26 protein-coding genes and 1 pseudogene are annotated in these 26,995 nt (G+C 58.6%); 22 read left to right on the forward strand and 5 right to left on the reverse strand.

Annotation, left to right across the window (positions count from 1 at the left end; genetic code table 11):
• The first annotated feature begins 1 nt into the window (after position 1).
• Entirely contained in the window at positions 2–1,147 is a 1,146-nt protein-coding gene (locus tag QZ294_RS07065) for a 4Fe-4S dicluster domain-containing protein (RefSeq protein ID WP_297048363.1), read from the forward strand.
• Positions 1,148–1,212: 65 nt separating this feature from the next.
• On the opposite strand, the gene QZ294_RS07070 is transcribed toward QZ294_RS07065, so the two are convergent.
• Positions 1,213–1,488, reverse strand: coding sequence for a hypothetical protein (locus QZ294_RS07070; RefSeq protein ID WP_297048365.1), 276 nt, complete (start codon positions 1,486–1,488; stop codon positions 1,213–1,215).
• A 26-nt stretch (positions 1,489–1,514) separates the two neighbouring features.
• On the reverse strand, positions 1,515–3,170 hold the full coding sequence (gene ggt / locus QZ294_RS07075) for a gamma-glutamyltransferase (RefSeq protein ID WP_297048367.1): 1,656 nt from the start codon (positions 3,168–3,170) through the stop codon (positions 1,515–1,517).
• 284 nt (positions 3,171–3,454) lie between these two features.
• Here ggt and QZ294_RS07080 point away from each other — a divergent pair, with 284 nt between their 5' ends.
• The 8 genes from QZ294_RS07080 to QZ294_RS07115 all read left to right on the forward strand — a co-directional run bounded on the left by QZ294_RS07080 (position 3,455) and on the right by QZ294_RS07115 (position 10,213).
• Entirely contained in the window at positions 3,455–4,150 is a 696-nt protein-coding gene (locus QZ294_RS07080; RefSeq protein WP_297048369.1) for a DUF134 domain-containing protein, read from the forward strand.
• A gap of 16 nt (positions 4,151–4,166) precedes the next feature.
• The gene (locus QZ294_RS07085) at positions 4,167–5,063 is read left to right on the forward strand and encodes an ATP-binding protein (RefSeq protein WP_297048371.1); all 897 of its coding nucleotides are present in this window, start codon (positions 4,167–4,169) and stop codon (positions 5,061–5,063) included.
• Positions 5,056–5,976 carry an ATP-binding protein gene (locus tag QZ294_RS07090; RefSeq protein ID WP_297048373.1) on the forward strand — a complete coding sequence of 307 codons (921 nt, stop codon included), beginning with the start codon at positions 5,056–5,058 and terminating at the stop codon, positions 5,974–5,976. Before QZ294_RS07085 ends, QZ294_RS07090 begins: the two co-directional genes overlap by 8 nt.
• Positions 5,977–5,994: 18 nt before the next feature.
• Positions 5,995–6,369 carry a NifB/NifX family molybdenum-iron cluster-binding protein gene (locus QZ294_RS07095; protein ID WP_297048375.1) on the forward strand — a complete coding sequence of 125 codons (375 nt, stop codon included), beginning with the start codon at positions 5,995–5,997 and terminating at the stop codon, positions 6,367–6,369.
• Between the two features lie 339 nt (positions 6,370–6,708).
• A complete protein-coding gene (locus tag QZ294_RS07100) occupies positions 6,709–7,074 on the forward strand; it encodes a hypothetical protein (protein ID WP_297048378.1) in 366 nt (121 codons plus the stop codon).
• A 344-nt stretch (positions 7,075–7,418) separates the two neighbouring features.
• Positions 7,419–8,348, forward strand: coding sequence for a restriction endonuclease (locus QZ294_RS07105; RefSeq protein ID WP_297048380.1), 930 nt, complete (start codon positions 7,419–7,421; stop codon positions 8,346–8,348).
• A 343-nt stretch (positions 8,349–8,691) separates the two neighbouring features.
• A complete protein-coding gene (locus QZ294_RS07110) occupies positions 8,692–8,997 on the forward strand; it encodes a helix-turn-helix domain-containing protein (RefSeq protein WP_297048382.1) in 306 nt (101 codons plus the stop codon).
• A gap of 1 nt (position 8,998) precedes the next feature.
• The gene (locus QZ294_RS07115; protein ID WP_297048384.1) at positions 8,999–10,213 is read left to right on the forward strand and encodes a type II toxin-antitoxin system HipA family toxin; all 1,215 of its coding nucleotides are present in this window, start codon (positions 8,999–9,001) and stop codon (positions 10,211–10,213) included.
• A 48-nt stretch (positions 10,214–10,261) separates the two neighbouring features.
• Here the strand turns inward: QZ294_RS07115 and QZ294_RS07120 are convergent, their stop codons facing one another.
• The gene (locus QZ294_RS07120) at positions 10,262–10,558 is read right to left on the reverse strand and encodes a hypothetical protein (protein ID WP_297048386.1); all 297 of its coding nucleotides are present in this window, start codon (positions 10,556–10,558) and stop codon (positions 10,262–10,264) included.
• A gap of 91 nt (positions 10,559–10,649) precedes the next feature.
• A complete protein-coding gene (locus QZ294_RS07125; RefSeq protein ID WP_297048388.1) occupies positions 10,650–11,501 on the reverse strand; it encodes a DUF2971 domain-containing protein in 852 nt (283 codons plus the stop codon).
• A gap of 371 nt (positions 11,502–11,872) precedes the next feature.
• On the opposite strand from QZ294_RS07125, the pseudogene tnpA reads away from it, so the two are divergent.
• The 7 genes and pseudogenes from tnpA to QZ294_RS11010 all read left to right on the forward strand — a co-directional run bounded on the left by tnpA (position 11,873) and on the right by QZ294_RS11010 (position 16,582).
• Positions 11,873–12,330 (forward strand): annotated as a pseudogene (tnpA, locus tag QZ294_RS07130) (IS200/IS605 family transposase).
• Between the two features lie 326 nt (positions 12,331–12,656).
• Positions 12,657–13,850: a site-specific integrase gene (locus tag QZ294_RS07135; protein WP_297048390.1), complete on the forward strand. Its 1,194-nt coding sequence runs from the start codon at positions 12,657–12,659 to the stop codon at positions 13,848–13,850.
• 67 nt (positions 13,851–13,917) lie between these two features.
• Positions 13,918–14,943 (forward strand): virulence RhuM family protein, encoded by a 1,026-nt coding sequence (locus QZ294_RS07140; protein ID WP_297048392.1) that lies wholly within the window; start codon positions 13,918–13,920, stop codon positions 14,941–14,943.
• Positions 14,944–15,091: 148 nt separating this feature from the next.
• Positions 15,092–15,559, forward strand: a complete 468-nt coding sequence (locus QZ294_RS07145; protein ID WP_297048394.1) for an RNA-binding domain-containing protein — start codon at positions 15,092–15,094, stop codon at positions 15,557–15,559.
• Complete coding sequence (locus QZ294_RS07150) at positions 15,537–15,878, forward strand: hypothetical protein (RefSeq protein WP_297048395.1); 342 nt, start codon at positions 15,537–15,539, stop codon at positions 15,876–15,878. The genes QZ294_RS07145 and QZ294_RS07150 overlap by 23 nt, the downstream gene beginning before the upstream one ends.
• Complete coding sequence (locus tag QZ294_RS07155; RefSeq protein WP_297048397.1) at positions 15,829–16,428, forward strand: hypothetical protein; 600 nt, start codon at positions 15,829–15,831, stop codon at positions 16,426–16,428. Before QZ294_RS07150 ends, QZ294_RS07155 begins: the two co-directional genes overlap by 50 nt.
• Positions 16,412–16,582 (forward strand): Fic family protein, encoded by a 171-nt coding sequence (locus QZ294_RS11010; RefSeq protein ID WP_366140549.1) that lies wholly within the window; start codon positions 16,412–16,414, stop codon positions 16,580–16,582. Before QZ294_RS07155 ends, QZ294_RS11010 begins: the two co-directional genes overlap by 17 nt.
• Positions 16,583–16,643: 61 nt before the next feature.
• On the opposite strand, the gene QZ294_RS07160 is transcribed toward QZ294_RS11010, so the two are convergent.
• Positions 16,644–17,555 (reverse strand): hypothetical protein, encoded by a 912-nt coding sequence (locus tag QZ294_RS07160; protein ID WP_297048399.1) that lies wholly within the window; start codon positions 17,553–17,555, stop codon positions 16,644–16,646.
• Positions 17,556–17,563: 8 nt separating this feature from the next.
• Between QZ294_RS07160 and QZ294_RS07165 the strand changes: the two genes are divergently transcribed.
• The 6 genes from QZ294_RS07165 (at position 17,564) to QZ294_RS07190 (ending at position 26,993) form a co-directional block, all read left to right on the forward strand.
• Positions 17,564–18,106 carry a hypothetical protein gene (locus QZ294_RS07165; RefSeq protein ID WP_297048401.1) on the forward strand — a complete coding sequence of 181 codons (543 nt, stop codon included), beginning with the start codon at positions 17,564–17,566 and terminating at the stop codon, positions 18,104–18,106.
• A 108-nt stretch (positions 18,107–18,214) separates the two neighbouring features.
• Entirely contained in the window at positions 18,215–18,463 is a 249-nt protein-coding gene (locus tag QZ294_RS07170; protein ID WP_297048403.1) for a hypothetical protein, read from the forward strand.
• Between the two features lie 466 nt (positions 18,464–18,929).
• Complete coding sequence (locus QZ294_RS07175; protein WP_297048404.1) at positions 18,930–19,502, forward strand: hypothetical protein; 573 nt, start codon at positions 18,930–18,932, stop codon at positions 19,500–19,502.
• On the forward strand, positions 19,499–20,764 hold the full coding sequence (locus QZ294_RS07180) for a hypothetical protein (protein WP_297048406.1): 1,266 nt from the start codon (positions 19,499–19,501) through the stop codon (positions 20,762–20,764). The genes QZ294_RS07175 and QZ294_RS07180 overlap by 4 nt, the downstream gene beginning before the upstream one ends.
• Before the next feature lie 157 nt (positions 20,765–20,921).
• Entirely contained in the window at positions 20,922–24,029 is a 3,108-nt protein-coding gene (locus QZ294_RS07185) for a BPTD_3080 family restriction endonuclease (protein ID WP_297048408.1), read from the forward strand.
• Between the two features lie 150 nt (positions 24,030–24,179).
• On the forward strand, positions 24,180–26,993 hold the full coding sequence (locus QZ294_RS07190; protein WP_297048410.1) for a site-specific DNA-methyltransferase: 2,814 nt from the start codon (positions 24,180–24,182) through the stop codon (positions 26,991–26,993).
• Positions 26,994–26,995 lie beyond the last annotated feature (2 nt).

A 26,995-nucleotide genomic window follows, 5' to 3' on the forward strand; every position in this document is an offset into this window, starting at 1 on the left:
CATGCTTCGTCTTTCAACGGTCCACGGCCACGAGCGCATGTCCACCCGCGAGCTTTTGCTGCGTATCAGAAGCGCGGTGGAAGCGGGCGAAACGGAGTTCAGCATCGCGGCTTCCGGCCAGCACGACATCGGCGGCCCGCTCTGGAACGCCCAGGGCAGGACGCTTCGCTTCGAGATCGCAAATCCGGGTCAGCGCGTCGGCTCCATGGCCCTGCCCGGCACCGAGATCCTGGTGCGCGGACCCGCGCCCGCCGATGTGGGCTGGCTCAACGCGGGCGGGCATATCACCGTGCTTGGCGACGCCGGGGACACCACCGGCCATTGCGCCGCCGCCGGCAGGATCCATGTGGGGGGCCGCGCCGGGGCGCGCACCGGTTCGCTCATGAAGCACGATCCGCTCCATGAGCCGCCGGAACTCTGGGTGCTCGGCAGCGTGGGCAGCTTCGCCTTCGAGTTCATGGGCGGCGGAAAGGCCGTGGTCTGCGGCCATGATCGCGCGTCGGGACCCGGCGGCGCGGCGACCCTGGGCGAACGCCCGTGCGTGGGCATGGTGGGCGGCGTCGTCTATGTGCGCGGCGCCTGTCCGCAATTGCCGCCCGAGGTGCGCCTGCTGCCCCTGGACGCCGGGGACAGGGAATGGCTGGGCGGCGGCATGGCGGGATTTCTCGGCGCCATCGGGCGGCCCGAGCTTCTGGAACCGCTCGGCCGCTGGGAGGAATGGCGGAAAATCGTGCCCGCCGCCCGCGCGGGACACGCGGAGGCGGCGCGGGGCGCGCGCGCCCAACGCCCGGGAGTGCGGGAATTTCACGCCCGCGCATGGCCGGAAGGGGGCCTTTTCGGTGACGTGCTGCCCGATGACGGCGGCGTGGCGGAAGTGGTGGCAACCGGGCCCGGGCGCCTGCGCGCGCCGTGGCCGGACCCTGCGGCCGGGAAATGCCGCCGCTGCTGGCAGTGCGTGCGCGCCTGCCCGCGCGCGGCCCTTCGGCGGCGCGAGGCCGCGGGAACGGGCGCCCCGGAAGCCTCGGGCGCTGGCGATGTCGCCGGGTTTCCGCTGTCGGTGGCGGAACGCCGCTGCATCGGCTGCGGGCTGTGCGCGGCGGTCTGCCCGGAGGGCATCTGGCGGCTGGCGCCGGTGGAGCTGCCCTGAGGGGGGGAGGGTCATTAATGCTGCGGGTTTGGGATGTGCCGGTTGTGTACTGACGCAACTCTCCGTCAAAAACAGCCCATTAAAAATAAAAAGAGCACCATGTTCTTTTCATTTTCATGTGTCGGTGGAGAAGAGACACTTTTCCGCTCGCCGCCCGGAGCGGAGCGCAGGGCGGGGGCTGTCGCCGCAAGAATCCTAAAAAATAAGATTTTTTTGCGCTGGCAAGGAAATGGGCGATTTTTGGAGGGAGTGTACTCAGGTACATGACCGACAAAAATCGCACAGTAACGCCGCCAGCGCGAAAAAGGCTGTTTTTGACGGAGAATCGCGGCATACTCCACCCTCCATGGCCCAACTCCCGCTACCGCTAATACCCCGCGGCCAGACCGTCCCCGCGCGGGTCTGCCGCGCCCCGCAGGGTGCCGTTTTCGGCATCCACCAGGATGGCGCCCGCATGGCCCATGGTCTCCGACCAGGGTCCCACCACTTCGATGTCATGCCCCCGGGCGCGCAGGTCGGCGATGACGGCGGCGGGGATCCTGTCTTCCAGCCGCACCTTGCCGCTGACGCTGCCCCAGGTCCTGCCGAAGAGCCAGCGGGGCGCGGCCACGGCGTCCTGCGGCGGCATGCCGTAGTCCACGATGCGCGTCACCAGGGCGGATTGGGTCTGCGGCTGGCCTTCGCCGCCCATGGTGCCATAAACGAGGAAGGGCCTGCCCCCCTTGAGGAGCATGGCCGGGTTGAGCGTGTGGAAAGTGCGCTTGCCCGGCTCCAGACGGTTCACATGGCCGGGGTCGAGGCTGAACGCGCAGCCCCGGTTCTGGAGGATGACGCCCGTGCCCCGGGGGATGATGCCCGACCCGAAGGGATGGTAGATGCTCTGGATCAGGGAGACGGCATTGCCGTGCCGGTCCACGACGCCCAGCCAGACCGTGTCGCCGCCGTGGCTCCGTCCGTCCGGCGGGGGCGCGGCCGCGTCCATCCTGATGTCGGCGCGCATGGCGTCCGCATAGGCGGCCGAGAGCAGGCGCTCCACGGGCACCGGCACGAAGTCCGGGTCCGTGATGTGGCGGTCGCGGTCGCGGATGGCGCGCTTGGCCGCCTCCAGCAGCAGATGGTAGTAGTCGGCGGAGCCTTCCTCGATGCTTCCGGGGTCGAACCTGTCAAGGATATTGAGGATCTGGAGCGACGTCAGCCCCTGGGTATTGGGCGGCAGGTTGCAGGCCGTACAGTCGCGGTAGCGGGTCGTCAGCGGTTCCACCCAGACGGGGCGGTGGCGCAGGAGATCCTCCCGCGTGAGCGGCGAACCGTTGGCCGCCAGCTCTTCGGCCATGGCCGCGCCGATGGCGCCCGTGTAGAAGGCTTCCGCGCCGTGGGCGGCGATGGCGCGCAGGGTGGCGGCCAGGTCCGGCTGGCGCAGGAGGGTCCCGGCCCGCCGGGGCGCGCCGTCAGCGGCGAAAACCTCCCGAAAGCCGGAAAAGCGCTGCAGATTCTGATATTCGGCATCCGTGGCGTCCAGTGCCGCCGTCAGGCATGCCTCAAGGTTCGCGCTCACGGGAAAGCCGTGTTCCGCATAGTCGATGGCATCCTCAAAAAGCTCCGCCCAGGCAAGCGGCGAGCGCAGCCGCTCCCGACTGTAGCGGAAGGCCGCGTCCCAGCCGGAGACGGCGCCCGGCACCGTGACCGCCGCGCCATAGCCCCGCGCGGGGACAGCCGGCATGCCGGCCGACGCATAAAAATCCCTGTCCGCCCTGGACCCGGCCCTGCCGCAGGCGTTCAGTCCCTTCAGTTCGCCCCCCGCCCGCGCCCCGTAGATGAGCCAGAAATTGTCGCCGCCGATGGAGCACATGTGCGGATAGACCACCGACAGCACGGCCGCCGCGCCGATGGCCGCATCGATGGCCGTGCCGCCCCGCCTGAGGAGCGCGATGCCCGCCTGCGTGGCAAGATAATGCGGCGCGGTCAGCATGGCATGAGGAGTGACGGGATCGAGGCGTTGCGAGCTGGTGCGGGCTTCGGGCATTGCGGGCCTCCGGGGCAGGGGTGCGGACGCCGCGCGCTGCGGGCGCCCGGCGTTTTTCTGTTGGCTTGCGGGCAGGCTACGGAAGGATGCCGCCGCTGTCGAGAAATTCCTTGAAACGGCCTGCCGGGCGCGCGCCGGGCGGCCCGCTCCTGGTGCCCGGGGTGGCCGGGGGGCAAATTTTGACCGAGGGCTTGCTTTTTGCGGCAGAGGTATTATGCTCAAATGAGCGAAACAGGCCGGACGGATATTCCTTTTCATCCGTCCGCCCCGCGCCCGGGAGACCCATGCCCAGACCGAGATGCTGCCGCTTCATCGAACGCGACCCCCGCGTGCGCCTGTTCAAGCCCTGCGGCGAGATCATGCGCGACCTGCCCGCGGTCGATCTGCCCGTGGACGGTCTGGAGGCCATGCGCCTTGCCGATCTTGAAGGCATGACCGCGGAACGGGGGGCGGAAGTCATGGGCGTTTCCCGGCACACTTTCGGCCGTGTCCTGACCGAAGCCCGGCGGGCCGTGGCCGAAGCCCTGGTGCATGGGCACGCCCTGCGTATCGCGGAAAGCGCGAACGTGCGCTTTCGTCCGCGTGACACCATTTTTCCCAAGGAGCATAGGAACATGAAGATCGCAGTCTCCAGCGAAGGCCCCGGACTCGACGCCATGGTCGACCCGCGTTTCGGCCGGGCCGCGGGTTTCGTTCTCGTGGATCCCGCAACGCTGGACGCCACCTATCTGGACAACGGTTCCTCCCAGGTGCTGGCGCAGGGCGCGGGCATCGAAACGGCACAGCGCGTTGCCGATGCCGGGGCGGAGGTGGTCCTCAGCGGCTATGTCGGCCCCAAGGCCTTCGAGGCGCTGAAGGCGGCGGATATCCGGATCTGCCAGAACCTCGACGGCCGCACCGTGCGCGAGGCCGTGGAGCTGTTCCGCAGCGGCCGCGTTGCCGCCGCCGACGCCCCCAACGAGGAAGGACGCCACCATTAAGCCCGAAGGAAACGCCATGCGTATCGTCTTCGCCAGCGGCAAGGGCGGAGCGGGCAAGACCTCGGTGACGGCCTCGCTGGCCGCGCTGTGGCCCCGCCCGGTCATCGCCGCCGACTGCGATGTGGAAGCACCCAACCTGCACCTTTTTCTTGCGCCCGACCTTGCGGAGCAAACCGCCGTCACGCTGGACGTGCCGGTGCTGGATGCGGAAAAATGCACGGGCTGCGGGTCCTGCAAGGATATCTGCCAATACCGGGCCATTGCCCGCTTCGGCAGGAAGGTGCTGATTTTCCCCGATATGTGCCACGGCTGCGGCGGCTGCTTCGCGGTCTGCCCCGAAGGGGCGCTCGACACGGGCAAACGCGAGCTGGGCGTGCTGGAGGAAGGCGCGTTCTCCGCCGTCGGGGCGCGGGGCCGCTTCCTCATGGGCCGGACGCGCATCGGCGAGGCCATGACGCCGCCCCTCCTGCGGGCGCTGCTGGCCCGGCTGGAGACCATGACTGCCGAAGCCGGGGAGGACGCCCTGATCGACGCCCCTCCCGGCGTGAGCTGCCCGGCCATGACCGTGGCCGGACGGGCGGACACGGTGGTGCTGGTGGCGGAACCCACGCCGTTCGGCATTCACGATTTCACGCTGGCCCACGCGGCATTCGCGCGGACCGGCGCACGCCTGGCCGTGGTCATGAACCGTTCCGGCATGGAGGGCAACGAGTCCGGGGACGCGGCCCTGCGGGCCTGGTGCGCGGAGCGGCGCCTGCCGTTGCTGGCCGAACTGCCCTTTGACCGCGCGGCGGCGGAACGGTATGCCGCGGGCGGCCTGATTGCCGGGACCTCCCCCCTCTGGGAGGAGCGCTTCCGCGCGCTGGCCGAGGCCCTGCTGCACCGTGCGGAACACGGAGGACGCCATGCGTGAGATCGTCGTCATCAGCGGCAAGGGCGGCACGGGAAAAACCTCCGTGTGCGCGGCCCTCGCGCATCTGGCGTCCGCCGGGTCCAGGGGGGCGGGGCAGGGCGTGGTCATCTGCGACCTTGATGTGGACGCGCCGGACCTGCACCTCCTGCTCGCTCCCGTCCCCCGTCGCCGGGAGGCCTTCATTTCCGGCAACGAGGCCGTGATCGACCGCGAACGCTGCACCCGCTGCGGCACCTGCGCCGGGCTGTGCAGATTCGGCGCCGTGCGGCAGGAAGGCGATGCCTTCGAGATCGACCCCCTGCGCTGCGAAGGCTGCGGCGTCTGCTTCCGTCTCTGCCCCGCCGGGTCCATCGCCTTCCCCGAGCGCGAATGCGGGGAATGGTACATCAGCGACACCCGCTTCGGGCTGATGGCGCACGCGCTGCTGAATCCGGGGCAGGAAAATTCCGGCCGTCTGGTCAGCCTGCTCAAGCAGCAGGCGCGGGAACTCGCGCGCGAAAACGGGGCACAGACCATTCTGTGCGACGGTTCGCCCGGGGTCGGCTGCCCCGTCATCAGCTCCCTCTCCGGCGCGACGCTGGCCGTGGCGGTGGTGGAGCCGACGCCATCGGGCGTCCACGACTTCGAGCGGGTGGCCGCATTGTGCGACCATTTTCGCATTCCCGTGGCCCTGATCATCAACAAGGCCGATCTCAATCCCGCCGAAACGGCGCGCATCCGCGCCCTGGCGGAGGAAAAGGGTAGGACGGTCGCCGCGGAACTGCCGTTCAGCCCGGATGTGATGCGGGCCATGATTGCGGGCAAGGCCCTGACGGAAACGGATTCCCCCCTGGCCGGACTTCTTGCCGGGGCCTGGAAAACCATCGACGGACTCGCCGCCCGGGCGGACTCCCGCAAGACCCCCAACCTTTAACCCTTCGAGGATCACCACATGGACAAAAAAATCATCGCCATCCCCTCCGCCCTGCCCGGCGGTCTTGACGCGGGCATGGGCATGCATTTCGGCCATTGCGAGATCTACACCATCGCGGACGTGGAAGACGGCAAGATCACGGCCGTGCGTACCCTGCCCCCCATTGCCCACCAGCAGGGCGGCTGCCTCGCCCCGGTGAACTATCTGGCCGGAGAGGGCGTCAACGTCCTGCTGGCGGGCGGCATGGGCATGCGCCCCCTCATGGGCTTCAACCAGGCGGGCGTGGAAGTGTACTTCGCCGGGAACTTCCCCACCGTGGGGCAGGCGGTGCAGGCCTTCATCGAGGGCAGGCTGCCCGCGTTCACGCCCGAACACTCCTGCGGCGGGCACTAGAGCGTTTTCGCGATCAAAGCGCGGAAACGCTCCGGCGGCTGCGGGAGCGGACGCCCGCGCCGGAATACGGCGGAAGATCACGCTTTTCCCGCCGCTTGTCCCGCTCTGCGGGGAAATGACGGCAGCGGGACCTGAGGAAGCTATCTGGCGTACAGATATTTTCCTCAGCAGGATGCTCCCGTGCCAGCTTGCAAACGCAGACGCCAGGCGCCGCGCAGACACTGCGCGGGGCGGGGAGTGCGAAGACTTGGGCCGTGAAGTTCCGGCTCAAGCCTTCGCGCCGTCCCACCCTTTCCCTTCCCCAAAACACCTCGCCGCCCAGGGCCGCAAGGAGCCGCCATGACCAGGAGCGCCATCCTCATCGTCACCACCGACAGCGCAAAGTGGCAACCTTTCCTCCCCGTTTTCAGGGAGCACGGCGCGGACGTCACGTTCGCCGGTTCTCTGGATGCCTGCAAGGAGGCCCTGCGCGCCGATCCCCCCCGCCTGTATATCCTGGACCTCGGCCTGGAGGGCAGGGAACTGCGCGCCGCGCTGATGCAACTGCTCATGATCGATGCCACGGCGCACAGCGCGGTCACCACCGACATGGAAAAGGAAGCCTTTCACGACGCCATGGAGGGTCTCGGCATCCTGACGGGCCTGCCCCCTGTTCCCGGGGAGGATGACATCCGGCATCTGCTGCGTCTGCTGGAAAACCTGTAGCCATCCCGGAGCCGGGACAGCGCATCCCGCCGGGGAACGCGCCCGTTTCCTTCTGCTCGGGGAATATGGTACCTTTTGTGCAACGCTTCGATCGCCGGGCTGGCGGCTCTTTTCCGTTACCCGGCAAAAGCTCGAGGAAAGGAGAGGCAGCGTATTTGAGCAGCGGCCCCACGTCGCAAAAGTCGCGTATCTGAGTCGTGTTTTTCAGGGGCGCCCCATCTTGTCAGGGTTCACGCTGTTTGCCATGCTGTCCGCATGAGATATATTGGCGTCCGTGTGGCGTGGGCCTTTTTTCTCCCCTCATAGGCAAGTCCAAACATGAATCATGAGGAGGTGCGTCACTTATGGCTATCCCTGACTTTCAAAGCTTCATGCTGCCGGTTCTCCGTTTGGCGGCAACTACGCCTGTGAATACAGCAGAAGCGGTTGCACACATTACTGCTGAATTTGGTCTTTCCGATGAAGACAGGCGTGAAATGTTGCCGAGCGGGAGGCAGACGCGGCTTGCCAACAGAGTCGTATGGTCCTTTACCTATCTTGCCAAAGCAGGGCTTCTGCAGCGGGAATCCCGGGGCGTATACACCATTACGGAAGCCGGGCGAAAGGTACTTGCCGAGAATCCGAAACGTATAGACAAAAATTTTTTAAAAGCTCGCTCAGAAAGCTTTCGTCAGTTCAGTGGTGGAAGCACCTCTCATGCTGAAGCTGAAAACGCCGAGGGGGCTCCCCATTTTTCCGATGTGGAGGAGGGCACCCCTGAAGAACGTATAGAAGCGGCGTTTAAGGATCATAATGATGCCTTGCAATCTGACATTAAAGAACGAGTCCAGGCTCTGAGTGATGCTCAATTTGAACAGCTGATTGTCAAGCTGATGCTCGGACTTGGTTATGGCGCGAGTGGTTCCGGAAAAAGGACAGGTGGGTCAGGTGATGGCGCCATAGACGGCGTCATCACCGAAGACGTGCTTGGCCTGGACAAAATCTACCTTCAGGCAAAAAGATATAGCCCGGATTCGGGCATAGGCCCCGATAAAATCCGCGAGTTCGCTGGCGCCATGGACGCGCATGGCATAGTTAAAGGGGTATTTGTGACCACAAGCCGATATACCAAGGCTGCCCGTGAATATGCGGAACGCAGCCATAAGCACTTGCGGCTGATAGATGGCGATGAACTGGCTAAGATTATGGTACAGCATGGTATCGGTGTCAGAAGGTATAGGAAACTTGAACTGAAACATATGGACTCTGATTTTTTTGATGAGATGGCGGAATAAAAGAGTAAGGTCTGCTATGGTTGGGGCACAGATACGTCCGCAGCGTGATATCCGCATTCACCTGACCGCGCCATGAGTACCAAGCACAAAACAGTCTTTCAGGAACAGTGCGGCGTTTCTTTCTTTTGCCAAATTCAGGCTGTCAGGCCCCGGCAACCCGTTTTAAGGAACGCCTTTCTTGAAGCCCTGCTGCGGCGCGTCTCCGCCTGTGTGCCCTTTGCCCTGATTTCCCAAGGCCCGGAGGAATCTTCCCCGTTGTCGGCGCCTCCTCTTGACGCCGAGAAAAACTCGAAATAAACTTCTTGTTAATTGGGGATAACAGGTAAAATATTTCGAGTTCATCATGGCGAATCTCCATGTTTCCCGTTCCCTTAAAAAATTTGGCAGCGACATCCGATCCGCGCGGCTGCGGCGCAGGCTCCCCATGGCTCTCGTTGCCGAGCGCGCCGGAATATCCACCAAAACGCTAGCCAGTATCGAGAAAGGCGAAACCGGAGTGAGCGTGGGGAACGTTGCAGCCGTTATTTATGCTCTGGGCATGGGAACGCCGTTTTCGGAGCTGCTCGACCAGAAAAACGATGCTTTTGGCCTGATGCTGGACGAGGAGCGCCTGCCCAAGCGTGCCCGCCTGCCGAAAGTGGAGAGCTGACATGGGCGGCATCTGCAACGTGTATCTCCAGCGCACGACGCCTCAACGTGTGGGCACACTCAGGCTGAACCATATCAGGGGCAAGCTGGCTTCCGTCTTTTCCTATGCGCCCGAGTGGCTTCAGGCTCCGCAGGCGTTTGCCCTGAGTCCGGATCTGCCGCTCGACCCGTACCCCAAAACCTGCGAAGGACTTTTCCTCTGTTTTCAGGATTGTTCGCCCGACCGCTGGGGCAAGGCGCTGCTGCGCCGACAGGAAAGCGCGCGGGCCGAAGCGGAAAACCGCAAGCCGCGCACCTTGCTGGACTCCGATTTTTTGCTCGGGGTCAACGATGCTACCCGGCAAGGGGCCATTCGTCTTTCCGCCGATAGCGGCAAGAGTTTTCTTGCAGAATCCGGGGCCGATTCCGTGCCGCCCCTCGTCTCTCTGCCCAGGCTGCTGAACGCCGCGCGGAATATCGATGCCCGAACGGAAACGGATGCCGATCTTCGCGTGCTGGTCGCCCCCGGCTCCTCGCTTGGCGGCGCGCGCCCCAAGGCTTCTGTGCTCGGGAAGAATGGGGAGCTGCTCATTGCCAAGTTCCCCAGCCGCAACGACGACCGCGACATCCCGCTCTGGGAATATGTGACCTTTCAGCTGGCGCGCCGCGCGGGCATCCGGACTCCAGAAGTTCAGCTCCACAATGTGGCGGGGAAGAATGTTCTGCTTGTGCAGCGCTTCGACCGCCGGGGCGTGGAGCGTATTCCGTTCATCTCGGCCATGAGCCTGCTCCAGGCCAGGGACGGCGAGCATATGAGTTATGTTGATATGGCCTCCGTCCTTCAGGCGGAAGGCTCGGCTCCCGCCGAAGACCTGCATGAGTTGTGGTCGCGCATGGTTTTCAATATGTGTGTGTACAATGTGGACGACCACTTGCGGAATCACGGCTTCCTGAGGGAGCCGCTGGGCTGGCGGCTCTCTCCCGTGTATGACCTCGAAACTTCTCATCCCACGGAAAAGGCGGCGTTTCTGCATACGGCGATCATGGAAGAGAGGAGCGCTTTCAGCGTGAGCGATGCGCTGGAGGCTGCCGAGTTTTTCCGATTCCGCAAGAGCGAAGCGCAGAAACGCCTTGCCGAGATACGCGAAGCCGTCTCGCATTGGAGGTACGAAGCATCCCTCGTCAAAGCGGCTTTCTCCGAAATGCGGCGTATGCGCGATGCGTTCGAGTATTTGTAGGATATTCCTCTGTGGGACGCATCCTGGGAAGAGCGGTAGCGCATCTTGTCAGGGCGCGCCCCCTTTGCCATGATTTCCGTATGCCCCACGAGGAGCGTCCATGAATGAGAACTTCCGCTTCCTGATGTGGCCTATGGGCACGGCACGGAAATAGAGTTTTTGCGCGACGCCGAGGTCGCCTTCCTGCCAGGCCACATTGCGCTGCCCGTCACCGAGGCGCAGCCGCTTGAGCGTGGCGGCGGAGGTGCCGTAGGCTTTCAGGAACTCCCAGATGAAATCCTGCTGCGGCCTCTTGAGGGCGCTTTCCAGAACCTTGACGATCTTGCCCTGATTGAACGTTGCCATGTTTTTCTATTCCTCACCAAATATGCAAAATATTCAGCAGGTCATAGATAATAGTTCAATAGCATATCCTAATAAATAATATACTATATTCTTATCCACAAAAAGTAGAACGAGAACGTTTGATTTTTACAAATGGCAATTTATTCTTATAAAGAAAAAAACTAAGATCTTCATCTGTTGTTTGATTGAGTGGTCCTAAAACAACTTCCTCAATTTGTGGTTGATTTTCTCCTAAAATTGGATAAGAAAGATATTTTGATAACCCCTTAGTAGTTACACGAGTTTTAATATTTTCTAGAGGTATTATTTGAGATACCCACACATGAGCATCGTTTTTTCTAAAAAACTGAGGCTCTATTGCAAGTCTCCATTCTTGTTCTTCAGAGAAAGAATCATTTTTTAGGATAGATCTCATATTAATAAATTGTATTGCGATATTATGAAGATTGTCTATGGTATGTTTGTATCTTTTAAATATATCATCTATAGATGGATATATATAATTGTAGTCAACATATTGAACTTTACATAGATAATATTTTCCATGCCGAAATTTTGAAATCCAATTATTATCAATAATTGGAATAGAAAATGAATTTAGTTTAAATCCTATTGATATTCCTTTTCCAGCATCTGCATACCCTCTCCATTGGCTTAATAAATCTTTATTTTGAGAAAAGCACGTCATATATAAAGGATAAGAATTAATTGCAATGAATTCTAGTATGGCATTAGCAAAATCTAAGTCTTTCTGTGTAGACGATAAATTTTCTTGTGCATATCTTCTTAGCAGTGCGGTAATCCAGCTTCCTTCCGTGATATCGTTCATTTTAACAGCTGGAGTAACCCAAATCTCTCTATTTTCTATAATTTTAGAAAATGATTCCATAGAACAATAGTGATAAATAAAACTTGGGCTATTCCTTTGGTCTTGAATAATCATTTTTTACACCTTTAGTTTTAGAAAACCGCAGTAATGCATTTACGGAAAGGAGATTTGCATCCGTGAACGCATCAAGACATGGCTTTTTTCTGTCGAATATAGTTTATCTAATTTTTTTGCCTTGCATCTTGTTACAATTTCAGAAAAAATAAAAAACTGGTGGGAATAGTGGTGGGAACAAATCCCGCCTATGCAAAAGGGCTTACGATTTTTATCGTAAGCCCTTTTTGTATGAAAGAAAACCTCCGGCTAGGCGGGAGGTTCAAAAAAGCTTAGAGCTATACATATATTATGAAAACTCCTTTTGATTTGTCATAATGGGAACGCGGTCTGGCAACTGCTTCCCAAAGACAAATCAAAAGGAGGTCACAATGAGTGACGTAAAAAGTTTAGCGCATACGAAATGGAATTGTAAATATCATGTCGTTTTTGCCCCCAAATATTGCCGTCAGGTATTTTATGGAGAAAAGAAGCGGGCAATAGGAGAGATTTTGCGAAAACTTTGTGAGTGGAAAGCAGTACACATTGTTGAAGCGGAATGTTGTCCAGACCATATTCATATGTTGCTTGAGATTCCTCCGAAAATGAGCGTATCAAGCTTTATGGGCTATCTGAAAGAAAGAGTAGTTTGATGATTTATGAGCAATTTGGCGACCTCAAGTTCAAATATCGCAATCGTGAATTTTGGTGTTGTGGCTATTATGTGGATACAGTAGGCAAGAATAAAAAGAAGATTCAGGAGTATATCCGGGGGCAAATTGCCCAGGATAAGTTAGGGGATCAGTTGAGTTTACCTTATCCCGGCAGCCCGTTTACGGGCCGCAGGTAACAGAAATGCAAATGTCAGATCGCACACGCGCCTGCTAGGGCGCTGCTGGCAAGAGAGCCTTACAGGCGCATATAAAGAACCCCCGGCTATGCCGGGGGGGGCTTTTTTGGTTGCGGGGGCAGGATTTGAACCTACGACCTTCGGGTTATGAGCACAGAGGGAGCCGTTATCGGTTCCCTTCTTTTTTCTACTAACTACTACTAATAATTGATTTAAGTTGGGATGGGGCTTACGGTCATTTTCGGTGTTTTTCGGCCTTTTTCGGCTTGACGTGGTGGGAATATGGTGGGAATAGAGAGGGGAAAAATCGCCCTGGAGAGCTTGCCATGTCTAAACTTGAGCGTCACCAGACCGAAAAAATCGGCGTCTTTTTTGTCCTCGGAAAGCCTCGTGCCAAGGGACGGGATGAGGCTCCCACCGGCAGGCCTGACAAGATCTTCTATATCATGTACCGGCTGGACGGAAAAAAGATTGAGGAAAAGGTGGGGCGCGAATCCGAGCGCATGACCGCCGCCAAGGCCGCCAAAATCCGTGAGCAGCGCGTCAACGGCGTCAGCCTGCCCAATACCGAGCGCCGCCGCATCCGCCGCGAGCAGGAAGCCGCTCTTGCCGGGCGCTGGACCATCGCTCGCCTCTGGGAGGCATACAAAGCCAACAAGCCTGACCTCAAGGGCATTGTCACGGACGAGAACCGCTACAAGAACTACCTGCAGGACTTTGCCGGCCGCACACCGGAAGAAATCAGCACGCATGACGTGGATGCCTTGCGCCTCAGGCTCGCCAAGGCCGGGAAGAAAGCCGGAACCGTCAAGAATGTGCTGGAGCTGCTGCGGCGCATCATCAATTTTGGCGTCAAAAAAGGGCTATGCCCCTGGCAGTCGCCCGCACAGCTCCATTTCGAGATGCCGCGCCTCAACAATGTCAAGACAGAAATGCTCACCGCCGAACAGCGCGCCCGCTTCATCGAGGCAGCGCGCAACGCGCGAAACCGCAAGGCCGGGCAATTCATGCTTATGGCCTATTATACGGGCATGCGGCGCGGCGAGCTCTTCCGCCTCAAGTGGACGCACATCGACTTTGAGCGCGGCTTCATCACCATCAGGGGCGAGGAGCAGGAAGGAGCCAAGAGCAGTCGGGACGAGCGCATCCCGCTCACCCAGCCGGTACGCGAACTGCTGGCCGAAATCGGCGGCAACGACAGCGCCTATGTCTTCCCCGGCAGGGACGGCGTGAGCCGCATGACCGACATCAACAAACAGGTCAACGCCATCAAGCGCGCCGCCGACCTCCCGGCGGACTTCCGGCCCCTGCACGGCCTCAGGCACACTTTCGCCAGTGTGGCCGTTTCCAATGGCGTGCCGCTTTCCCATGTACAGAAGCTGCTGACGCACAAAGACCCCTCCCTGACGCAACGTTATGCCCATCTGGAGGATAGCGCGCTGAAAAACTCGGCCAGTCTGGTAGGGGACTTTCTGGCGGATTCCGTACAACCAGACGGAGACGCCGACAACAGCCGATAGAAACGGCATTACTTGCCAAGTCTCGGTTCAGCCGTCATGATTCTCTCAAGCCCTGTCAGGAGCCCCCATGAGCGATACCTTTCCGTTTCTGATATACCGATCCGCCGAGCAGGATATTTCCGTCAACGCCGTCATCCGCGATGAAACCGTCTGGCTGACCCAGAAGGCTATGGCGGAGCTGTTTGGTGTGGAAAGCAATACCATCACCTATCATCTGAAGGAAATTTTCAGAACAGGTGAGTTAATTGAAGATTCAACTGCTCGAAAATTTCGAGCAGTTCAAAAAGAAGGAAATAGAAGCGTAGAACGGGAATTGTTGTTCTACAACCTCGACGCCATCATTTCCGTAGGCTATCGCGTCAATTCTCGCCGGGCGACCCACTTTCGCATCTGGGCCACCGGCGTCCTCAAGGAGTACATGGTCAAGGGCTTTGCCCTGGATGACGAGCGCCTCAAGCAGGGGCGCACGGCCTTTGGCAAGGATTACTTTCGCGAACTGCTGGAGCGTGTCCGCTCCATCCGCGCCAGCGAGCGCCGCATCTGGCAGCAGATAACCGACATTTTTGCCGAGTGCAGTCTGGACTATGACCGCGATGCACCGCTCACGCACGAATTTTATGCCATGGTGCAAAACCGCTTTCACTATGCCATAACCGGACAGACTGCGGCGGAAATCATCTATACCAGTGCGGATCGCCACAAGGAACACATGGGCCTGACCACCTGGAAAAACGCGCCGGACGGTCGCATCCTCAAATCTGACGTGGTTGTAGCCAAGAATTACCTGACCGAACAGCAGATCCGCCAGCTGGAGCGCGCGGTCACCGGCTATTTTGACTATATTGAAGACCTCATTGAGCGGGAAAATACTTTTACCATGCAGGAATTTTCCGCCAGTGTGAACGAGTTTCTCGCCTTCCGCCGCTATGACATCCTGCCGGACAAAGGAAAGGTTTCACGTCAGCGCGCCATCGACAAGGCGGAAGCGGAATACGATGCCTTCAACAAAACGCAGCGCATCACCTCCGACTTTGACCGCAGCGTGCGCCGGATACTGGCGACATCTGGACAGGATGGAGGCTCTGCCCTTTAATGCTGGTCATAGGTAAAGTCCAGCGGAACGACCGCACATACAGTTGCACCAATCATCATTGATGAAACGAGTGTTCCCGATATGAGTTTTGTCTGGTAAAACAGCATCGTACGGGGATACAATAGACCACACAACAAGGACTTGCTCCATGATGTTGAGCGAACAGCAGATACACGATCTCATTGCTCAGGGAGAAGGAATCTCCCTGGAGTTCAAGACTTGCGGCCAGCAGCTGAACCGTGACGTGTACCAAAGCGTCTGCGCGTTTCTCAACCGGCATGGAGGCATTCTGCTCCTGGGTGTTCAGGATAACGGCGTCATCAGCGGTATTGCTTCACATGCACTGGATCAGATCCGCAAGGACTTCGTGACGACCGTCAACAATCCGCAAAAACTGACGCCTCCGGCGTATCTGTCCATAGACGCGGCAACTGTGGACGGCAAAACCCTGCTGATCGTCCATGTGCCGGAAAGTTCCCAGGTGCACCGTTGCAACGGGCGTATTTATGACCGCAACGAAGACGGCGATTTTGACATTACCGACAGTACCACCCAGGTTGCGCACCTCTATCTGCGCAAGCAGGGCAGTTTCAGTGAAAATAAGGTCTATCCGTGAACGCTGCCGCCGCTATGTCCGCATCAACCGCAAAAATCATCCCTGGGTGGATATGGACGATGGGCAGCTGCTGAACAGCGCGCAACTGGTGCAGGTTGATCCGGAGAGCCGGGAACGCGGCGTCACCCTTGCCGGGGTGATGCTGTTCGGCACGGACAGCCAGATTCTGACGGTTTGTCCGCCACACCGCACGGATTGCCTGCTGCGCAAGGTGGATGTGGATCGCTATGACGACCGTGACCTGATCCGTACCAATCTGCTGGACAGCTATGACCGTATTCTGGCGTTTATCCAGAAACATCTGCCCGACCCCTTTTAAAGGCATGGAGCGCCGCAGCCTGCGGGACGCCATTTTTCGCGAGGTGACATCCAATATCCTCATCCATCGAGAATACAGCAGCGGCGTCCCGGCCCGGCTGATCATCGAGCGCGGCAAAGTGACCACATACAACGCCAGCCGCCCGCACGGCTTCGGCCCGATCGACCCGGCCCATTTTGTTCCCTATCCCAAAAATCCCGTACTGGGCGCGTTTTTTCGAGAAATCGACCGGGCGGATGAACTTGGTTCCGGAATGCGCAAAATGATGCTGTACGGCAAAAAGTACGGTGGGGCCGACCCTCAGCTTATCGAGGGTGACGTGTTCCGCATGGTCATCAGCGTGCCGGAGTTTGAGCAGGATGGGACCAGGATGGGACCAGGACGGGACCCAGACGGGATCCAGAAGGGACCCGGAAGGAGGCATGTCAGGAGCATGCCAGAGTCCGAACGCAGCACCGACAGCCGGACAATATCTGAACGATACACAGCTTCATATTTTGCGTTCCTGTCTTCAGGAACAGGGCATCAATGCATTGCTGGAGTGCGCTGAAAGGACGAACAGAACGAAATTCCGCAGGCAAATTCTTACCCCCCTGCTTGAACAGGGCTTGCTGGAACGCACCATTCCCGACCGTCCCACCAGTAAAAACCAGAAGTACAGGACCACGGAACAGGGCAAACGAAAACTGCGCCATGAGCAATAAGTCCGAAGCCGTGTTTCAGGAGCACTGGCGGCGCTTCTTTCTTTCGCCGCAGACGGACGTCTCAGCGGTGCGGCGCATTTCCGGAGCCTTGTACTGGAACGATCAGCTGCTGTGGAGTCTGGGCGTCATCCCCTGGGGCGCGTGGCGTCTGCCGTTTCAGGCGGCCGTTCTCCGCCTGCTGCATGAGGCGCTCCCCAACGATGCCCCGCGCCTCTACGCGGCCATCAATGCTGCGTTGGCGACCGCACAGGCGGATTTTCTCTCGCCGCCCACGGAGGCGGATAAGCAACGCCTTGTTCAGCGCATGGAACAGTTCTGCGAAGGGGAGACGGCGGCGCATCTTGTCCGGCAAATCCAGGCCGTCACACCCCGGCAGTCCTTTTTCAGCAATGCCGTTCTTGAATCCCTGCTGGAACGCCTCTCCGCCAGGTATCGGAGCTGCCTCCGCCAGCGGGAAAGCGCCTATTATGCCTGCCTTTTCCATTTCCGCGTCCTGCATGCGGCTCTGGAGCGCCTTGAACCTCTGCTTGCGGGGGAGAATCAGGCGCTCCGCAATAGTATCGCCCTGATTTGCTGGCAGGCGCTTTTTGATGCTGAGCCGGAGCCGGTCCAGCTTTTTCCCGAAAAACGCCTTCTGGCGGATTCGCGCCATCTCTCCGGCGAAATCTACAACTTCTGGAGCTGGCAATACACATACAGAAATCAGGAGTACCAGAAACTCCGCGCCGCGCTTGAGCCGTTTCTGCAGGGGGCCGGTTCCGTCTCCATTGTGCCGTGCCTGCCTGTTTCCAACCTCAAGGAATACCAGACCATCACCGGATGCCTGGAAACAGGGGATGGTTTGGGGCAGGAGCTGTTTGCCGTCTGCAATCAGGCCATCGACGCCATAGTGGAAAAATTCGGCTATTTTCCGGCGTGGCCCATTGTGGACTATACCTCGGAGTTCATTCTGGAGCGCATGCTTTCCGGCCAATTCCACTATTGGGAGCGGGAAAGCCCGCCCCACTGGTCAACCACGAAGGCCGATTTCAGCTCTGCCCGCGTGATGCCGCGCGGTGCGCGCTGGAAGGGCGCAAGACGCAGACGGCCAGCGATGGCAAACGCTGGTTTCCTCTCTGCTCCCCTGACTGTCTTGCCGCTGTCCAGCGGGAGGAGCAGCGCCTGTACCGCGCCACTCTCAACGAGGAGCGCGGCAGGATACGGGCCGAGCCTTTGCACAGGATGCTTGGCCTCTGGCTCTGGGATTATTGCCGGGAACACGCCGCCCCACCGGCCGAAGCCATGCGCGCCCTGGAGGAACGCCATTTTCCGCAAGACAATCCCCACTGGCTGCCTCCGGAGGGCGGCGCGGGCAAGAATCTCGACTGGTATGATTTTCGGGAGGTCACGATGACCCGGCCCACCCTGTATGCCGACTATCAGGACGCCAGCCGCTGCATTGAGGCCGAAAAATTTCTGCCACGGCTGCGCGGTGTGAAGAAAACTCGTAACAGCGCGAAATCAAAAGCGGAAAGCAAAAAGTAGCAGATAAGAATCGCGCCTTTTTTCGCCGTATTTCGTTCCTTTTCGTATCTGAGATAGGAAAAAATGGGGAGAAACCGCACGGTGTGAACCGCAAAGGAGGTTCACACCATGAAACGTCAACACTCTTGCCCTGCGAAATCGGTTTCTCTGGCGCAGCTCCCCGACGATCCCTTCCACATTCTGCTCAACGAAAAACAGGCCGCCGCCTATCTCGGCCTCATCGACCGCACCTTGCAGCAGCGTCGCTATTATTCGCAGCCGCCCGTCTATATCAAGCTGCCGGGCAGCAATGCCGTTCGTTATCGCCTTTCTGACCTCATGGCCTTTGTGGCTGCCGGTGAAGTTCCCCTGCCGTAGGGGTGATGCGGAGCCAGCCATGCACACAGGCACGAACTCCCCCGCGTATCCCGGCATGGCGCTGTGGAGCCAGGCACGAGGCCCGGCGCGGAATCGCCCATGCAGCCGGGCGTGTATGCAGACCGGCGCGGATGCGGCCAGCCACGCAGGCATGGAGCCGCCCGCGAAGACGGTCTTGCGGAATATCCGCTGTCCGCTGGGTTTTTCCGAAATGCAGATTGCCATCCTGAGCCTGCTCAAGGCGCAGCCGGCGTTGATTGCCTATTGGCAAATTGCCGAGGCCATCGCCCGCGTCTACGGCATCGGGGCAACGGAAGGCGCGGTGCGGGGCGCGCTGGAGCGGCTGGGCAGGCGCGGCTTTCTTGTCCGCAGCCGGGGCGCCGCAGGCAGGGCGCAAGGCAATCGCTATGCGTTTTCGGCGGATCCGTGCCCGCACATCACGCCGCCATGCTTTATGGAACCGGGCATGGAGGCGTCCACGGAACCGGGCGCGGCTTCCGGCATAAAACCCGCGCCATCTCTTCGTGAAGAAAAGAGAGACAGAAGAAATCTTTCTGTCTTTTCCGGAACGCGGGATGCGCCAACGGCCTCTCACCGCCTAGAATCCCTGAGTGAAGAAGATGTGGCTTTTCACTGGCCCAATCTGGCGAAAGCCGGGTTCGGAACCTGCCAGATTCGGCAGATTCTCGCCCGCCTTTTTCAGGTCGGCATCGGAGCGGGAAATCTGGCGCAGGGGCTGACCTATGCCGAGTGGGAACTGGAGCACGGAACCATGCGCGACAAAAATGGCGAGCCGGTTTCCCATCCGCTCAACTGGGTCTTCAGCTCTCTGGCGCGAACGGGATATTACCGCAGGCCGCAGGGTTATATCTCGCCGCTGGAACAGGCGGAAATCGACGCCGCCGAAGAAGATGAACGGCTGAAAAAGGCGCGGGATGTACGTAAAAACTCCGCGTTCGAGGCATGGTGCGCCGGTCTTTCTCCACAGGAGAAAAATGCCATCGTCGCGCCGGAAACCGGATGCACCCGGTCACCATGAAGGTCATCGACCCCAATAACGGTTTTGACATCGAGGCCGCGCACAAGGTCGTGGCGCTGGTGGAGCACCGGCAGGGCTGGGTGCCGGAGGCCAACGCCCGTTATCGGGTGGATGAGACGGGGCAGGTGGTGGCGCGCCCGCGCAAAAATGTTCTCAAACCGAAGCAGGCGGCCTTGGACGTTGAATGCGCCACTGGTGAAAAATCCGCTCAGCGCGTGGCACAGGAACGTGGTCATGAAATCATTGCCACGGCAAAAAGTTGGGAGGCACTGCACACGAATCTGGCCGCTGTTGGGCTGCGGTTCGAGCGCAAAGGTTCCGGCGCGGTCATTTTCGTTGGCGATGTGGCTGTCAAGGCGTCTTCAGTGGACAGGGCTTTCAGCCTCGGCAACTTGCAGAAACAGCTGGGGGATTTCAAGGCAGACGACTCTGCGGATGTGATTCCCTCAATCAAGCCGGAGCCGGTCAGTCCCATCAATCAAAAGCTGTGGCGGGAATATCGCGCCGAATGCGAGGCAATGGAAACAGCAGAGGCCACAACGGAGCCTGACGAGACGGCTTCGGCTTTCAGCCGGATGAAGGAACGCCATCACGAAACGCAAGCCTCGCTACATGAACGCCTTTGTGGACATCCTCGCTGCATCCTGAACATCGCCCGACATTTTCTCAAGCTGCAACAGCGGGAGGAACTGCGCCAGTTGCGGCAGCGGACGCCAAAGAAGAAATCAGGCCGCCGCCCACGTTTTGAAGACTGGCTGCGAAAGCGAGGGCTGGACTATCAGGCGGAGCGCTGGCGCTATCACGGAACACTGGAAGCCCTGCCGAAGGAGTTTCGCGGCGCGCCCACCGTGCTGGCAACGCCGACGCGGGAGCCGCATGCCGCCTACGCCGCATACATGCGCCAGATACTCAAGGATGTGCCGGACAGCACGCCGGATCGCCTCAACGCCTCTATCGCCCTGCAACTGCGGAAGGCCGGTTTTCCGCGAGAGGTTGTCGAAGATACGCTTTTCCAGTGCGCCCCGCAGGCGTGGCCCGAACCGATAGACCGGGACTGGCGACGTTATGCGCAACACATGACGGCCTGCGCCTTTGGCATGGAGGGCGATACGCGCCTGGCGCGGGGACTGGCGGCCAGGGCCAAACGGCAGAAACAGGAAAAGGCAGAGACACAGCCCCGGCCGCAGGAAGAAAGGCAGACGACCGCCATACAGGAAGAGAAAGATGTTCAGCGCCCGGTGCAACGGATAAGGATGCGGTGAAATTTCGGACAGAACAGGCAGTCAGCCGACATCCTCGCGCCATTCTCCATACACTGCGATCCACATTGCTTGAGGCTGGATTTCCAAACTTTTTGGCGCTATAATCAAGATGCCGTCTCCTTCCATCCTTTGTGCCCTATCCTCTACGGAATCAACAATGAGTAACCCCTTTTTCGATCACCCGATTCTGAATTCTCCCTATACCTTGCCCGTGAAGCACTGGGAACTTGACGAGAGCGGGCAGCCCACGCAAAAAATTCTGGATTTTCGCCGCCCGGCCAGCTTCATCACTCCCATCCCCAAGCCAAAAAAACGCACAGCGCAGCAGGGAACCCTCCTTGGGAACGCCACCGCCATGGAGCTCTCCACCAAGGAGCAGGAATACGAGCTGGCCACGCGCATCAACGAATTGCGCAGCACAATCACAGCATGGCGCAACCTGCCAGACCCAAAAAATTGGAAGGTCACGCCGGAAACGACTCGTCTGTTGCAGCACTGGAGGCATCACGATTTCAGCGGCATTCGCCCCTTCTTCTGCCAGCTGGAAGCAGTAGAAACAGCCATCTGGCTGACGGAGGTCGCTCCCAGGGACGGCAAGCGCGGAGAAAAATTTCTTGAATATCTGCAAAACGCCAATAACGATGCCAATCCCGGCCTGCCGCGTCTGGCCCTGAAGCTCGCCACCGGTGCGGGTAAAACCACGGTCATGGCCATGCTGATCGCCTGGCAGACCATCAATGCTGTGCGCTACCCGAACAGCAAACGTTTTTCCCACGGTTTTCTGGTGGTCACGCCCGGCATTACCATCCGGGATCGGCTCCGCGTTCTTCTGCCCGCCGATGCGGAAAGCTACTACCAGTCGCGCGAACTGGTGCCTCCTGATATGCTGCGCGACATCCAGCGGGCCAGAGTGGTCATCACCAATTATCACGCCTTCAGATTGCGCGAAAAAACCGAGCTTTCCGGCGCGGGCAGGGCACTTCTGACCGGCAGGCACGGTGACGCACTCAATACCCTGGAACCGGAAGGGCAGATGCTGCAACGGGTCATGGGTGAACTGATGGGCATGAAAAACATCATTGTGTTCAATGATGAAGCTCACCACTGTTATCAGGAACGGCCTGAAAGCGCCAAAGAAGAGATCACGGTTCTGGAAGATGAAGAAAAGAAGGAGGCCAGCAGCGAAGCCAAGGCCAACAATGAGGCGGCGCGACTGTGGATCAACGGCCTCAAAACTGTGCAGAAAAAGCTGGAGATCAGTCGTATTTTTGATCTCTCGGCCACACCGTTCTTTTTGCGTGGTTCCGGCTATGCCGAAGGAACGCTTTTCCCGTGGACCGTGTGCGACTTTTCGCTCATGGACGCCATTGAATGCGGCGTGGTCAAGCTGCCGCGCGTGCCGGTGGCGGATAATATTCCCAGCGGCGAGATGCCGAAGTTCCGTGACCTGTGGAAAAATATCCGCAAGGATATGCCCAGGGCGGGGCGCGGCAAAAATCAGACGCTTGACCCGCAAAAGCTGCCCACACTGTTGCAGAATGCGTTGGATGCCCTGTACGGACACTACAAGGATACCTATGCGGCATGGCAGGCGGAACATATGAATGTTGCCCCCTGCTTCATCATCGTGTGCAACAACACGGCGACCTCAAAGCTGATTTATGATTATGTATCCGGCTATGTGGATACTGCCGGGCAATTCCATAATGGGCGTTTTGAACTCTTCCGCAACTTTGACGAGAACGGCAACGCGCTTTCCCATAGCCGCACCTTGCTCATTGACAGCGAACAGCTCGAATCGGGCGAAAAACTGCCCGATGATTTCCGCAAAACCTACGCTGAAGCCATAGAACGTTTCCGACGCGAAGCTTTGGAACGTGGCGGAGCTTTGGCCGAAGAGTTGCGGCGAGGCAAAGAAATAGACGACAGCGTTCTCCTGCGCGAAGTCATGAACACGGTGGGCAAACCCAATACCCTCGGCGGCGACATCCGTTGCGTGGTTTCCGTTTCCATGCTCACGGAAGGGTGGGACGCCAACACTGTCACCCATGTTCTGGGGGTGCGTGCCTTCGGTACCCAGCTTTTGTGCGAACAGGTCATCGGCCGGGCCTTGCGCCGTCAGAGCTATGATCTCAATGAAGAAAAGCTGTTCAACACCGAATACGCCGATGTCATGGGCATCCCTTTTGACTTCACGGCCCAGGCGGTCAAAGTTCCGCCGGTCAAGACACGCCCGACAGTCCACGTCAAAGCCGTGCGGCCGGAACGGGACAGGCTGGAAATAACCTTTCCCAGAGTGGTCGGCTACCGGGTCGAATTGCCCAGGGAACATATCCGCGCCCAATTCACGGAGGATTCCCGCCTCACGCTCGACCCCGATCTGGTGGGTCCCACCGAAGCCCTCATGGCGGGCATTGTGGGCGAAACCGCCACTGTCCGGGTAGAGGATCGCAAGGATATGCGCCCCTCCACCATCATTGCCCATTTGACCAGTCATTACCTGCGTACCAAGCAGATGGATGATGACGGCAATCCAAGACTGTACCTCTTCGGACAAATCAAGAAAATCATCCAGCAATGGCTGCGCGAGAACTATCTGGAATGCCTGGGTGGCACCTACCCTGCCATGCTTCTTGACCGCCGTCTGGCGGATATGGCCTGCGAAAAGATCCATGCCGCCGTCAACCGCGCGGGAGTGCAGGATGCCGGTGAAAAGCCGCCTGTGCTTGCCCTGCTTGACCCGTACAATCCCACCGGCTCTACACGTTATGTGAACTTCACTACCTCCAAAACCGACCGTTGGCAGACCGCCGCCGACAAGTGTCATGTGAACTGGTGCGTTCTGGACAGCGACTGGGAAGGGGCCTTCTGCTACGCGGCGGAGCAGAACCCGCGCGTGTATGCCTACGTCAAAAACCACAACCTTGGTTTTGAAGTGCCGTATTCCTGGCAGGGACAGGAACACATGTATCGTCCGGACTTCCTGTTGCTGGTGGATGACGGCCACGGCCCGGATGACCTGCTGCATCTGGTGGTGGAAATCAAGGGCTGGCGCGACGAACAGGACAAGGCCAAAAAAGAGGCCATGGACGTATTCTGGATCCCCGGCGTCAACAACCTCAAAAGCCGTGGCCGCTGGGCCTTTGCCGAGCTGAAACGTGTCTATGCGCTGGAAGGTGACATGGAAGCCAAAATCAGGGAAGCCTTTAACCTCATGCTGGACTCTGCGGCTTCCATACCTCTGGAGGGCCAGAGTGGAATTTGAACGCTTCAAGGCCGGTCATTGGCAGCAACGCATGCAGTTTAATTCCCGATTCTCGGAATAAGCTGCTGCCTTATTCCGAGAAAAGTCATTTTCTCGGAATAAGAAGTCGCCTTGATCCGAGAAAAGCAACCAAGCAAAAGGCAGGCCATCATGCCCCCCAAAAAGTCCGGCCGGAAAAGTATAGAAACGCTGACCCATGACGAAGCCAGGCGGGTGAACATCCCCACAGCCGAACTTTCTTCCGTGGCCCGCACCAGGGATATCGCACCTGTGACCGTGGCTTTTGAACGACGTGATGCGGATTTGGACCCGCAGCTCATCTGGCGCGGCAAATACGGTCCGGACGGCATTGCGGGTGAAAACGGCGAGTTGCTGGTCAAGGCCGCGCCCCTGTATATTCAGGAAAAAGTCCACCCCAAGGCGCTCATTGATGATTTGCGGCGGGAGAGCGAGGCGCGGGCCCAAAAGAGCGCCGCGTCCGAGCAGGAACAGTTCAGCCTGTTCGCCGACTTCAACGGCCTGCCCGAAGGCGCGGACAAGACGGAATTCTACCGGCACGAGCAGAATTGGGCCAACCGGCTGATCCTGGGCGACAGCTTGCAGGTCATGGCCGGGCTGGCCGAACGCGAGGGACTGCGCGGGCAGGTGCAGTGCATCTATTTTGACCCGCCCTACGGCATCAAATTCAACAGCAATTTCCAGTGGTCTACCACCAGCCGCGACGTGAAGGACAACAAGGCCGACCACATCACCCGCGAACCGGAACAGGTCAAGGCTTTCCGTGATACCTGGAGAGACGGCATCCACAGCTACCTGAGCTACCTGCGGGACAGGTTTATTGTGGCGCGGGATTTGCTCACGGAAAGCGGCAGTATCTTTGTGCAGATTGGCGATGAGAACGTGCATCGGGTGCGGGCAGTGCTGGATGAGGTGTTTGGGGAGGAGAATTTTGTCAGCCAGATAACAATTCAAACGACTACTGGTTTTTTATCAAGCTATATTAGTAATATGTCAGATTTTGTATTATGGTATGCTAAAAATAAAGATTTTACTCAATACCATGCTCCATATTATAGAAAAACGTTTAAATTAGGCGATGGTAATGCTAAATGGCTTATGTTTGATGATTTTTCATATCGTGGAGTATCAGCACAAGAAAAACAAGGAATAATCCCTATTCCTGAAAATACAAAACTATATAAGCCTGATAATATTATTTCTCAGGGTAGCGCTACAGAAAAGCAGCCATTTCTATTTCATGGAAAAATTTATGATACATGGGGTAAAAATTCACATTGGAAAGCCAACTATCCTACAGGAATGAATAGACTTGGAAAGGCAGGACGCATACATATTGCTGATAATTCAATTCAATATGTACGCTATCATGATGATTTTAATGTATCTGTATATGGTAATATTTGGAATGACACTGGAACAGGCAACTTTACTGATGAAAAATTATATGTAGTTCAAACAAATATTAAAATCATTGAACGCTGCATCCTCATGGCCACAGACCCCGGCGATCTCGTCCTTGACCCTACCTGCGGTTCCGGTACTACGGCCTATGTGGCCGAGCAGTGGGGGCGCCGCTGGGTCACCATCGACACCTCGCGCGTGGCCCTCGCCCTGGCCCGTTCCCGCATCATGGGCGCGCGTTACCCCTATTATCTGCTGGCCGACTCTCCCGAAGGGCAAAAGAAAGAAGCGGAACTGGCACAGAAACCTGTGCCGGATCGGCCCACATACGGCAACATCAGACATGGGTTTGTCTACGAGCGTGTGCCGCACATCACCCTCAAATCCATTGCCAACAATGCGGAAATAGACGTTATCTGGGAAAAATGGCAGCAAAAGCTGGAACCGTTGCGCGAGAAGCTCAACGCCGCTCTGGGCACGACGTGGGAAGAATGGAAAATTCCCCGCGAAGCAGATGAGGCCTGGCCGCAGGCAACTGCCAAAATTCATGCCGACTGGTGGGCGGCCCGCGTCGCCCGGCAAAAGGAAATTGACGCGTCCATCGCCGCCAAGGCGGACTTTGAGTTCTTGTACGACAAGCCCTATGTGGACAACAAAAAAGTGCGCGTGGCTGGCCCCTTTACCGTGGAGAGCCTTTCCCCGCACCGGATACTGACCGTGGACGAAAACGATGATATTGTCGATCCGCTGGAACGGGCAGTGCGGGACGGCGCGCAGGACTTTGCGTCCATGATACTGGAAGAGCTGAAACGCTCCGGGGTCCAGCAGGCGCACAAGGAAGACAAGATCGTGTTCACCGCGCTCAAGGGCTGGCCGGGCGTGCGCTACATCAACGCCGAAGGCAGATACATGGAAGGCGAAACCGAGCGCCGGGCGGCCATCTTCATCGGGCCGGAATTCGGCAGCGTCACCCGCCAGGATCTGGCCGCGGCGGCGCGGGAAGCGGGCGAGGCGGGTTTTGAACTGCTTATTTCCTGCGCCTTCAACTACGACGCAGCTTCCAGCGATCTGTCCAGCCTCGGCACGGTGCGGATTCTCAAGGCGCGCATGAACGCCGATCTGCACATGTCCGCGGACCTCAAGAATACGGGCAAGGGCAATCTCTTCGTTATTTTTGGCGAACCGGATATTGTCATTGAAGATGCCCCCAATAACCAGATTCAGGTCACGGTCAAGGGCGTGGATGTCTTTGATCCGGCCACGGGCGAAGTGCGCAGCGATGATCCGGACACCATTGCCTGTTGGTTTATCGACACCGACTATAACGAAGAATCGTTCTTTGTGCGCCATGCCTACTTTTTGGGAGCGGGTGATCCGTACAAATCTCTCAAGACCACCCTCAAGGCCGAAATCGACCGCGAAGCGTGGGAAAGCCTGCACAGAGCCACTTCCCGCCTCTTTGACCGTCCCAAATCCGGCAGAATCGCGGTCAAGGTCATCAACCACCTGGGCGACGAAGTGATGAAGGTGTACAGGGTGTAAAG

The organism is uncultured Desulfovibrio sp. (assembly GCF_910584445.1).
Taxonomy (GTDB): domain Bacteria; phylum Desulfobacterota; class Desulfovibrionia; order Desulfovibrionales; family Desulfovibrionaceae; genus Desulfovibrio.

Coding starts and splice junctions, on each gene's coding strand:
- QZ294_RS07120 (WP_297048386.1), bottom strand. CDS start 10,558: ATGGCAACGTTCAATCAGGGCAAGATCGTCAAGGTTCTGGAAAGCGCC.
- QZ294_RS07105 (WP_297048380.1), top strand. CDS start 7,419: ATGGCTATCCCTGACTTTCAAAGCTTCATGCTGCCGGTTCTCCGTTTG.
- QZ294_RS07190 (WP_297048410.1), top strand. CDS start 24,180: ATGCCCCCCAAAAAGTCCGGCCGGAAAAGTATAGAAACGCTGACCCAT.
- QZ294_RS07095 (WP_297048375.1), top strand. CDS start 5,995: ATGGACAAAAAAATCATCGCCATCCCCTCCGCCCTGCCCGGCGGTCTT.
- QZ294_RS07145 (WP_297048394.1), top strand. CDS start 15,092: ATGATGTTGAGCGAACAGCAGATACACGATCTCATTGCTCAGGGAGAA.
- QZ294_RS07065 (WP_297048363.1), top strand. CDS start 2: ATGCTTCGTCTTTCAACGGTCCACGGCCACGAGCGCATGTCCACCCGC.
- QZ294_RS07085 (WP_297048371.1), top strand. CDS start 4,167: ATGCGTATCGTCTTCGCCAGCGGCAAGGGCGGAGCGGGCAAGACCTCG.
- QZ294_RS07110 (WP_297048382.1), top strand. CDS start 8,692: ATGGCGAATCTCCATGTTTCCCGTTCCCTTAAAAAATTTGGCAGCGAC.
- QZ294_RS07155 (WP_297048397.1), top strand. CDS start 15,829: ATGACCGTATTCTGGCGTTTATCCAGAAACATCTGCCCGACCCCTTTT.
- ggt (WP_297048367.1), bottom strand. CDS start 3,170: ATGCCCGAAGCCCGCACCAGCTCGCAACGCCTCGATCCCGTCACTCCT.
- QZ294_RS07090 (WP_297048373.1), top strand. CDS start 5,056: ATGCGTGAGATCGTCGTCATCAGCGGCAAGGGCGGCACGGGAAAAACC.
- QZ294_RS07115 (WP_297048384.1), top strand. CDS start 8,999: ATGGGCGGCATCTGCAACGTGTATCTCCAGCGCACGACGCCTCAACGT.
- QZ294_RS07125 (WP_297048388.1), bottom strand. CDS start 11,501: ATGATTATTCAAGACCAAAGGAATAGCCCAAGTTTTATTTATCACTAT.
- QZ294_RS07170 (WP_297048403.1), top strand. CDS start 18,215: ATGAAACGTCAACACTCTTGCCCTGCGAAATCGGTTTCTCTGGCGCAG.
- QZ294_RS07100 (WP_297048378.1), top strand. CDS start 6,709: ATGACCAGGAGCGCCATCCTCATCGTCACCACCGACAGCGCAAAGTGG.
- QZ294_RS07140 (WP_297048392.1), top strand. CDS start 13,918: ATGAGCGATACCTTTCCGTTTCTGATATACCGATCCGCCGAGCAGGAT.
- QZ294_RS07185 (WP_297048408.1), top strand. CDS start 20,922: ATGAGTAACCCCTTTTTCGATCACCCGATTCTGAATTCTCCCTATACC.
- QZ294_RS07180 (WP_297048406.1), top strand. CDS start 19,499: ATGAAGGTCATCGACCCCAATAACGGTTTTGACATCGAGGCCGCGCAC.
- QZ294_RS07080 (WP_297048369.1), top strand. CDS start 3,455: ATGCCCAGACCGAGATGCTGCCGCTTCATCGAACGCGACCCCCGCGTG.
- QZ294_RS07175 (WP_297048404.1), top strand. CDS start 18,930: ATGGAGGCGTCCACGGAACCGGGCGCGGCTTCCGGCATAAAACCCGCG.
- QZ294_RS07135 (WP_297048390.1), top strand. CDS start 12,657: ATGTCTAAACTTGAGCGTCACCAGACCGAAAAAATCGGCGTCTTTTTT.